The organism is Streptosporangium sp. NPDC005286 (genome assembly GCF_040607515.1).
Lineage (GTDB): Bacteria > Actinomycetota > Actinomycetes > Streptosporangiales > Streptosporangiaceae > Streptosporangium.
The window spans coordinates 1-10,073 of sequence record NZ_JBEXGU010000247.1; the positions used below are offsets into that span (position 1 = coordinate 1).

Genomic DNA, 10,073 nt, shown 5'->3' on the forward strand with positions numbered 1-10,073 from the left:
TGGCGCCCGGTGCGACCGCGAGCTTCGGCTTCAACGGCAGCCCCGGCGGCGTCACCCCGTCCAACTGCACGCTCAACGGCGCGGCCTGCGGCGGCGGCAGCACCCCCGGCACCCCGGGCACGCCCGGTACCCCGTCGGTCACCGCCACCACCAACTCCTCGATCTCCCTGTCCTGGGGCGCCTCCAGCGGCACCGTCACCGGCTACCGCGTCTACGAGGGCGGCACCCAGCGGGCCCAGGTCACCGGGACCAGCACCACCATCGGCTCGCTCGGCACCTGCACCTCGCACACCTACACCGTCAAGGCCTACAACGCCCAGGGCGAGTCGGCCGCCAGCGGCGCGGTGAGCGCCACCACCACCGGCTGCACCAACCCCGACCCGGTCGGCAAGATGCCCGGAGCCCCGTACCTCTACATGGGCTGGGGCAACCCGCCGAACCCCGCGACGGTCATGAGCGCCACCGGCGTGAAGTCCTTCACCATGGCGTTCATCCTGTCCAGCGGCGGCTGCACCCCCGCCTGGGACGGTAACCGGCCGCTGACCGGCGGCGCCGACCAGACCGCGATCAACCAGATCAAGGCCGCGGGCGGCAGCGTCCAGATCTCCTTCGGCGGCTGGCAGGGCAACAAGCTCGGCCCGAACTGCTCCACCCCGGCCGCCTTCGCCGGAGCGGTGCAGCAGGTCATCAACGCGGTCGGCCCGGCGGTCGTCGACTTCGACATCGAGAACACCGACGAGTTCGAGAACTACACGGTCCAGGACCGCATCCTCAACGGCCTGAAGATCGTCAAGCAGAACAACCCCAACGTCAAGATCGCCGTCACCTTCGGCACCACCACCACCGGCCCGAACTCCCACGGCATCCGCCTGATCAACCAGGCCAAGGCGCTGGCCGTGCCGATCGACAACTACACGATCATGCCGTTCGACTTCGGCGCCTCCAACATCTACACCGACACCGTCAACGCCTCCGAGGGCCTGAAGAACGCGCTGAAGGCGGCCAACGGCTGGACCGACGCGCAGGCGTACGCCCGGATGGGCATCTCCGGCATGAACGGCCTGTCCGACCAGCAGGAGCTGACCACGGTGGCGGCCTGGACCCAGATCCGCGACTGGGCCAAGTCCAAGGGCCTGACCCGTCTCGCCTACTGGGCGGTCAACCGCGACCGTCCCTGCCCCGGTGGCGGCGTGGTCTCCAACTGCAGCGGCATCGCCCAGTCCGACTGGGACTTCACCCGCGTCACCGCCGGCTTCTAAAACCGCACGAAGCGGGCCCGCCCAGCACGAAAACGTCTGACGCGGGCCCGCCCAGGGCGAAAACGCGGAGCGAAGGCGCACCGAGCGAGAACGCCCGGGGCGGAAACACGCCGCGCACGATCCGTACGGCCGACACGACTCGTACGGCCCGCACCCCGCCCGGGGGGCGGGCCGTACCCCCACGACACCCTCCTAAAGATTTTTGCGGGGTAAATCGGATGCACCTCAGGAAACTCGCGGCGATCGCCGTACTGGCGCTGGGCGGGACGATGCTCGCCGCGTCACCCGCCCACGCCGCCAACATCGCGGTCAACCCCGGCTTCGAGAACGGGCTGACCGGATGGACCTGCACGGCGTCCTCCGGGGCCACGGCGGTGTCCTCGCCGGTGCACGGCGGTACCAGGGCACTGCAGGCCACACCGGCCGGGAACGACACCGCCCGGTGCCAGCAGACGGTCAGCGTCAGACCGTCCTCGGCCTACACCCTGTCGGCCTGGGTCAGGGGCGGCTACGTCTTCCTCGGCGCGACCGGCACCGGCGGGACCGACCCCAGCACGTGGACGTCCTCGCCGTCGTCCTACGCCCAGCTGTCCACCTCGTTCACCACCGGCGCCTCGACCACCTCGGTGACGATCTACGTCAACGGCTGGTACGGCCAGGGCACCTACCAGGCCGACGACTTCGTCCTCGACGGCCAGCCGGGCCAGGGCCAGCCCCCCGCCGCACCCACCGGGCTCACCGGCACCGGCAACGTCACCACCGCGTCGCTGAGCTGGAACGCCTCCTCGGGTGCGACCGGCTACAACGTCTATCGCAACGGCACCAAGGTCGGCAGCGCCACCGGGACCACCTTCTCCGAGACCCCCGGCGCGGGCACCCACAGCTACCAGGTGAGCGCGACCAACGCCTCGGGTGAGTCGGCGAAGTCGGGCGCGGTCTCCGTGACGGTCGGCAACGACCAGCCGCCGCCCCCGTCCGTACCGTCGGGGCTGGCCGCCACCGTCAGCGGCACGAGCGTCTCGCTGAGGTGGAACGCCTCCTCGGGTGCGACCGGCTACAACGTCTATCGCAACGGCACCAAGGTCGGCAGCGCCACCGGGACCACCTTCTCCGAGACCCCCGGCGCGGGCACCCACAGCTACCAGGTGAGCGCGACCAACGCCTCGGGTGAGTCGGCGAAGTCGGGCGCGATCTCCGCGACCGTCACCAACATGCCGCCCCCCGGCGACCTGCCCAAGCGGGTGCTGGTCGGCTACCTGCACGCCTCCTTCGCCAACGGCTCCGGCTACATCCGGATGGCCGACGTCCCCAATGAGTGGAACGTCATCAACCTGTCCTTCGGCGAGCCCACCTCGGTGACCTCGGGGGACATCCGCTTCACCCAGTGCCCGGTCGCCGAGTGCCCCAACGTCGAGTCCGAGGCGGAGTTCATCGCCGGAATCCGGGCCAAGCAGGCACTCGGCAAGAAGGTGCTGATCTCGATCGGCGGCCAGAACGGCCAGGTCCAGCTGAGCACCACGGCCGCGCGCGACAAGTTCGTCCAGTCGGTGAGCGCCATCATCGACAAGTACGGCCTGGACGGGCTGGACATCGACTTCGAAGGCCACTCCCTCTACCTCGACAGCGGCGACACCAACCTGTCCGCACCCACCACCCCGGTCATCGTCAACCTGATCTCCGCGCTGAAGACCCTCAAGGCCAGGTACGGAGCCCGGTTCGTACTGACCATGGCCCCCGAGACGTTCTTCGTCCAGCTGGGCTACCAGTTCTACGGCCCGGGACCGAACGGCTCCGCCGACCGGCGGGCCGCCTCCTACCTCCCGGTCATCCACGCGATGCGTAACGACCTGACCCTGCTGCACGTCCAGGACTACAACTCCGGGCCGATCACCGGGCTGGACAACCAGTACCACACCATGGGCACCCACGACTTCCACGTCGCCATGACCGACATGCTGCTCGCGGGCTTCCCGATCGCCGGCAACCCGGCCAACGTCTTCCCCGCGCTACGCCAGGACCAGGTCGCCATCGGCCTGCCCGCCGCCGCGTACGCGGGCAACGGCTTCACCACGGTGGCGGAGGTCCAGAAGGCCTTCGACTGCCTGGCGAAGGGGACCAACTGCGGTCCGTACCGGCCCAGGGGGGTCTACCCGAACCTCCGCGGCCTGATGACCTGGTCCATCAACTGGGACAGGTACAACGCCTTCGAGTTCTCCCGCAACCACCGGGCCTATCTCGACGGTCTGGGCTGAGAACTCCTCGCCGCCGGGAGAGACGGACTTCCGGCGGCGAGGTTCCCCCCTCCGCGTCCGCGGGTCTCATGGGGCGGGTACGTCCTCTTACGCCCAAAGCGGTTCGCGATCGTCGCTCTTTGTGACGGCCCGGATTCCCAGAGTCGCCAAAACTGGCAGAGAGGTCTCGGTTTAGAGACCGGGTGGCCGGTCGGCGGTGAGGTCCGGCAGGCTAGAGGCCGTCATGGACTACGCAATTCTCACGGGGTTCGTCCTCGTCACAGGTGTCGTGCTCGCCCTGGTCGCACAGTGGAAGGGCTGGCGGCCCTCACTGCTGGCCGTGCTGGTGGTCGGAATCGTCTTCAGGGTGCTCATCATGACCACCTCGGCGATGGACACCTGGCAGCCGGTCGACTTCGTCAACAGCTTCAAACCCGCGGGTGAGGCGGTCCTGAACCGTGAGGATCCCGTCCTGGGGAGCAACGGCGGCTGGCACTTCCTGCCGACCATCCCCTACGTCTACGGCTTCCTGCTCTGGCTGGGCATCCCCTGGGAGATCGGCGGGCGCCTGGTCACCGTGGTCGCCGACATCGCGCTGATCCCGCTGGTCGGCAAGCTCGCCGGAGGCTCCAAGGCGTCGTTGCGCGCCTTCCAGTACGCCTGCAACCCGCTGGCCATCCTGGTCGCCTCCGTGCACGGCCAGGTCGAGCCGGTCGCCCTGGTCTTCGGCGTCGCCGCCTTCGTCGTCGCCCGGGGGCCCGGCGACCCCGACCGGCCGGGCATCCGGACCGACGTGGTCGCGCTGGTGCGGGGCAGCGTCGCGTTCCGAGGCCTCCCCGGTGCCGTCCGGCATGCCACGGGTCCCACCGGCGTGGTCCGCAGGGCGCTCACCCCGCGCCCAGGCGACCGGCAGTCCCTACGCCGTGCCCTGTTCGCGGGGCTGCTGATGGGCCTGGCGCTCTGTGCCAAGAGCTGGCCGATCTGGCTCATCCCGGGCATGCTCCTGCTGCTGCCCACCTTCCGCGCCCGCGTCGTGGCGTTCGTGGCCACCGGCATCGCGCCGATCTTCTTCCTGGTCACCCTGCCGATCTTCGCGGGCACCTCGCTGAGCCAGATCCCCGAGGTCATCCGGGTGATCCAGGACGTCCGCCCGATCGTCGGCCAGTGGACCTGGAGCGCCATCCTGATGGGCGGTGTCAACGATCTGAACCAGGCGATCGCCACCTTCGGCACCCGTCTGGTCTACGTCACCCTGCTGGTGACCGCCTTCCTGTGGCGCCGCGCCGACCCGGTCGACCTCACCACGGCGCTGCTGGTCGCCTTCATGGTCGCCACTCCCAGGCTCGGCGCGCAGTACCTCCTGTGGTTCATGCCGTTCCTGGTCGCCCGTCCGACCCGTTTCGCCTGGCCGGCCATCATCGGCGTGTCCTTCTGGGCCGCGTACGGCTACCTCTACATGACCCAGTTCGACTCCGCCACCTGGCGGAGCCTCCATGTCTTCTGGTCCCAGGGCTCCATCGTGCTGCTGCCGATCCTGGTGCTCGCGATGCCCTGGGCACGCCGCGTCTTCAAAGCACCTGACGCTCCCGAGGAACCGCCATCCCCGCGGCCCGTCCCGGCCTCCCCCAGCCTGTCACCGCCGTGATGGGTTAGCTGGTTAGTGTAGGCAGGTGTGACGAACACTGTGGAAATTCTGCGCTACACGGCCTTCACCCATGATCCCGAAGGGGGGAACCCCGCCGGGATCGTCCTCGACGCGGCCGGGCTCTCCGACGAGGAGATGCTCGCCGTCGCCGCCGAGGTCGGATACTCCGAGACGGCGTTCGTGACCGCTCGCGACGACGGGCGGCGCGCCTTCCGGGTCCGGTACTTCGCGCCCTCGACGGAGGTGGCGTTCTGCGGGCACGCCACGATCGCCACCTCGGTGGCCCTGGCCGAGCGCCTCGGGACCGGCCGGCTGGTCTTCGACACGAACGCCGGTGAGATCGTCATCGACACCGAGATCGCCGACGACGCGCTCCGTGCCACGCTCACCAGCGTCCCCACCTACTCCCGGCCTGTCGCGGAGGAGACGCTGGAGGAGGCCCTCGCCGCCCTCGGCTGGTCCCACGACGAACTCGACCCGGCCTTTCCTCCGCACGTCGCGTTCGGTGGCGTGCAGCACCTCGTGGTCGCCGCGGCCTCGCGCGAGCGCCTGGCCGACCTCGACTACGACTACGAGCGGCTGAAGGCACTGATGATCCGCGAGGACTGGACGACGGTGAACCTGTTCTGGCGGGAGAGCGACGAGCGGTTCCACACCCGCAACCCTTTCCCGGTCGGGGGCGTCGTGGAGGATCCGGCCACCGGGGCCGCGGCCGCCGCCTTCGGCGGCTACCTGCGCACTCTCGGCTTCGGCTGCTCGGAGTTCACCGTCATCCAGGGGGTGGACATGGGACGGCCCAGCACGCTGAAGGTCTCGATCGCCTCGGCTGACGGCCGGAGCCGGGTGAGCGGCGGAGCGGTGGCGCTGGAGATCGTCTGAATCCCCGGCACGGCTTGACTTTGACCAAGCACTTGCTCAAGATCCGGGTGTGGTGACATTCGCGGACCTGATCCGGGCGCGGGCCGGTGACGAACATCCCGGCCTGCGCTTCGAGAACGAGAGCTACAGCTGGGCGCGGATCGTCCACGAGGCGGAACTGCGGGCGGCACTGGCACTGGACATGTGGGAGCCGGGCCGCCCGTTCCACCTCGGCGTCCTGCTGGAGAACGTCCCCGAGTACGTCTTCTGGATCTTCGCCGCGGCTCTCTCGGGCGCGACCCTGGTCGGCATCAACCCCACCCGGCGCGGCGCGGAACTCGCCGCGGACATCCGGCACACCGACTGCCACCTCATCGTCACCGACACCCCGCGCTCCGCCCTGCTCGACGGTCTCGACCTCGGGCTGCCACCCGGCCGGGTCCTGCTCGCCGACACCGACGGCTACCGCGCGCTGCTGGCCCGCCGCACCGGCACCGAGGCGAGGGCGGCCCTCGACGCCGAGAAGCCGCCACGGCCCGAGGAGGCGTTGCTGCTGCTCTTCACCTCGGGTTCGACCGGATCCCCGAAGGCGGTGATCTGCGGTCAGGGGCGGCTGGCGGCCATCGCGGGGCGGGGCGACCGGTTCGGGATCGACCGGGAGTCGGTGACCTACCTCGCGATGCCGCTCTTCCACGGCAACGCCGTCATGGCCAACCTGGCTATGGCCACCGGCGTGGGCGCGACGGTGGCGATGCGCCGCCGCTTCAGCGCCTCGGAGTTCCTCGCCGACATCCGCAGGTACGGCGTCACCTACTTCAACTACGTCGGCCGCGCCCTCGCGTACATCCTGGCCACCCCCGAAGGCGACGACGACTTCCGCAACCCGCTGCGGGCCGCCTTCGGGACCGAGGCCTCCTCCCGCGACCTGACCGAGTTCGCCAGGCGGTTCGGCGCCCAGATCATCGAGGGGTACGGCTCCTCGGAGGGGGCGATCGCGATCAGCAAGGTTCCCGGAACCCCGGCCGACGCGCTCGGCCTGCCGCAGCAGGGGATGGACGTCGCCGTTCACGACCCCGCCACCGGCCGCGAGTGTCCGCGGGCCCGCTTCGACGACAGTGGCGGGCTGGTCAACGGGCACGAGGCGATCGGCGAGATCGTCCGGCGCGACGCCTCCTTCGAGGGCTACTACAACAACGCCGAGGCGGACGCCCAACGGCTCCGCGACGGCTGGTACTGGAGCGGCGACCTCGCCTACCGCGACAGCGCCGGATACTTCTACTTCGCGGGCAGGGACGCCGACCGGCTCCGGGTGGACAGCGAGAACTTCGCCGCCGCGCCCGTCGAGCGCATCCTCGCCCGCTACCCGGGCACGGTCATGTGCGCCGTCTACGCGGTGCCCGACCCGCGCACCGGCGACCAGGTCATGGCCGCGCTGGAACTCGACGGCGACTTCGAACCTGCCGGATTCGCCGTGTTCCTCAACGCCCAGCCCGACCTCGGCACCAAGTGGGCTCCCCGCTTCGTACGGCTGACACCGGAGATGCCGCTCACCGCCACCAACAAGGTGGACAAGAGCGGTCTGCGGCGCCAGCTGTGGGAGTGCGCCGACCCGGTGTGGTGGCGGCCGGGACGCGACCTCGCCTACGTCCCGCTGACCGAGGAGGCGTGCTCGGCACTGCGTGCCAGGTTCGTCGACTTCGGCCGCGCCCGGCTGCTTCCCTAGTGCCCGTCAGTATCCGCCGCCGGACTGTCCGATCAGCCGGCCCAGGGGAACTCCCGCCAGCCGCCGTACCTCGTTCGCCATGTGAGCCTGGTCGGCGTATCCACTGGCCGCGGCGACCTCGGCCGCCGCGATGCCGCGCCTGGCCAGCCGCAGCGCCCGCTGGAACCTGACCACCCGCTGCAGCGTCTTCGGGCCGTACCCGAAGGCCCGCAGGGACCGGCGCAGAAGCTGCCGCTCGCCGAGCCCCAGATCCCAGGCCACCTCCCTGACGCTCCGCCCCGCCAGCAGTGCCTCGGCGATCGCCGACGCGGCGGGATCGGGCTCGGACGTCGTGCGCATTCGTACGGCCAGAACCCGTTGCACGGCGTCGGTGACCGGCTCCGGCGACCCTCCCGTGAAAGGGGCCAGCTCGGACAGTTCCCTGAGCGGTTCCAGCTCGGACAGCGGTACCCGCAGGTCACGCAGGCTGTCGAGCGGCACGCCGAACAGCCCGCCCGCCGCGCCGGGTCTGAACCGGATCCCGATGTAGCGGTCGCCCGGCGACATCCACACGGTTTTCGGGCCGGTGTCGGGACCCGCGACCTGTGCTCCTCCCGGACCCCAGATCAGATCCACACAGCCGTCGGGCACGACCAGCTGGGGCGTGCCCGTGGTCGTGACGGCGGTTGTGACGGTGGTTGTGACGGTGGTCGCCTCGTTGCTCCACACGCAGGCCACCCGCCCGGCGACGCGGGAGTCCGGAGCCCACTCGCGATACATGGCCTCAGGTTACGGGCGGCTGTCTCCTCCTCCGTTCTTCTCCTGCCGGTCGCCCGTCGTCGAGTCCTCCGCCGCCGGCTGCCCCTCGTCGGGCACATTCCCCGAGACGAGGGCGGCGGCCCACTCGCCGTCGGGATCGCTGTCGATCAGCAACGTGCGGGTCAGCAGGCTGAGCGGGATGGCCAGCAGCGCGCCCAGCGGGCCGAGCAGGAACGTCCACAGGATGAGCGAGATGAAGGTCAGGGTCGTGGACAGCCCGACGGCGTCACCGAGGTACTTGGGCTGGATCAGCGACTGCACCACGAAATTGATCAACACATAGGCGACGATCACGAAGAGCATGGTTTTGGGGCCGCCCGACAGGAGACCGAGCAGGGCGGGCGGTATCAGGCCCAGGACGAAGCCGATGTTGGGGATGTAGTTGGTGATCAGTGCCACCACGCCCCAGAGGAGGGGGAGTGGCACGTCGAGAAACCAGAGCGCGGCCACGTCCAACGCGGAGCAGACCAGCCCGAACGCCGTCGACACCACAAGATAACGACGGGTCCGGTGGGCGAAGTCGTGGAGCGCACCGATGAGCAGGGGTCTGCGCGCCGCCCCCATGGCGAGAATCCTGGAGAAGGCCTGCGCGTCCAGGCACATGGCCAGGAGCAGGACGATGATGAGAACGATGCCGGAGAACGCGCCCACCAGCCCGCTGAGGAATTCCTGCGCGATCGTGAAGACCTTGCCGGGATAGAAGGAGTTGATCGCCTGGTTTATCTGCCGCGTGCCGATGCCGAGGTTCGCCGCCAGTTCCTGTGCCTGCAGAACGAGGTGCTGGAACTGCTTGTCATAGGTGGGTATGAGAGCGGCCAGTTGCGCGATGGCAAGGGTCAGGATCGCCACCATGCCCAGGAGTATCAGCAGCAAGATCACCAGGGGGACGGCCACCAGTACCCACCCGGGAGCACCGTGCCGGTGAAGCCAGGTCCTGACCGGGGAGACCGCCAGGACCAGGACCAGCGCCAGCAGTGCCGGTCCAACGATCGAGTTGACTTGCCTGACCCCTCCCAGGACGATCACCGCACTCGCGGCGCAGAGAAGCACGACGAGCGCCCTGGGCAATACTCGCTGGTCCGTCATATTCGATCTCTACCCAGCGAACGGGAAACACGTCTCCATGGGGCACGCGCTTTGATTTGACGGGACCCGGCGGCGTACATAGAGTTCACAGGCCCGAGGAGGTCGGCGGAGATCGCCAGAGCCTCGGGACCACCCTTTTGATCAGTTCCCTCGTCGGGACGCATGCGTCGCGCCGAGATCCGATTGGACAACAACCGGATGTTGGAGTAAGTTAGAGGGGTTGCCCTGGAAACAGGGTGGTCGCAATCCTAGCGGGTTCGGCGGGTCTGAGTCGATGGTCGGGAAGCCGACAAGTTGACACAAACCCGGCAGATCCGATAAGATGGTGGCACGGAATGGAACGCCCCGAAGCCCGGGACACCGCGAACGCGGGTCTGCGGACAACGGTGTACGCGTCCGTTTCTTGAGAACTCAACAGTGTGTTAAAAGCCAGTGCATGAAGCACAACCCTGTCCAACCTGCCCTTTCATCGG

At 69.2% G+C, this 10,073-nt stretch carries 7 protein-coding genes; 5 read left to right on the plus strand and 2 right to left on the minus strand.

Annotation, left to right across the window (positions count from 1 at the left end; translation table 11 throughout):
- From ABZU75_RS43010 to ABZU75_RS43030, 5 genes are all read left to right on the plus strand, one after another.
- The coding region (locus ABZU75_RS43010; protein ID WP_355568122.1) for a fibronectin type III domain-containing protein at window positions 1–1,259 on the plus strand (1,259 nt) is incomplete at its 5' end.
- A gap of 218 nt (window positions 1,260–1,477) precedes the next feature.
- Complete coding sequence (locus ABZU75_RS43015; protein ID WP_355568126.1) at window positions 1,478–3,511, plus strand: glycosyl hydrolase family 18 protein; 2,034 nt, start codon at window positions 1,478–1,480, stop codon at window positions 3,509–3,511.
- A 223-nt stretch (window positions 3,512–3,734) separates the two neighbouring features.
- Complete coding sequence (locus ABZU75_RS43020) at window positions 3,735–5,135, plus strand: hypothetical protein (protein WP_355568129.1); 1,401 nt, start codon at window positions 3,735–3,737, stop codon at window positions 5,133–5,135.
- Window positions 5,136–5,162: 27 nt separating this feature from the next.
- A complete protein-coding gene (locus ABZU75_RS43025) occupies window positions 5,163–6,014 on the plus strand; it encodes a PhzF family phenazine biosynthesis isomerase (RefSeq protein ID WP_355568132.1) in 852 nt (283 codons plus the stop codon).
- 49 nt (window positions 6,015–6,063) lie between these two features.
- Window positions 6,064–7,716, plus strand: a complete 1,653-nt coding sequence (locus ABZU75_RS43030; protein WP_355568134.1) for an AMP-binding protein — start codon at window positions 6,064–6,066, stop codon at window positions 7,714–7,716.
- 6 nt (window positions 7,717–7,722) lie between these two features.
- Here the strand turns inward: ABZU75_RS43030 and ABZU75_RS43035 are convergent, their stop codons facing one another.
- Both ABZU75_RS43035 and ABZU75_RS43040 read right to left on the minus strand, forming a co-directional pair.
- The gene (locus ABZU75_RS43035; protein ID WP_355568137.1) at window positions 7,723–8,475 is read right to left on the minus strand and encodes a DUF6597 domain-containing transcriptional factor; all 753 of its coding nucleotides are present in this window, start codon (window positions 8,473–8,475) and stop codon (window positions 7,723–7,725) included.
- A 9-nt stretch (window positions 8,476–8,484) separates the two neighbouring features.
- Window positions 8,485–9,600 (minus strand): AI-2E family transporter, encoded by a 1,116-nt coding sequence (locus ABZU75_RS43040; protein ID WP_355568140.1) that lies wholly within the window; start codon window positions 9,598–9,600, stop codon window positions 8,485–8,487.
- Window positions 9,601–10,073 lie beyond the last annotated feature (473 nt).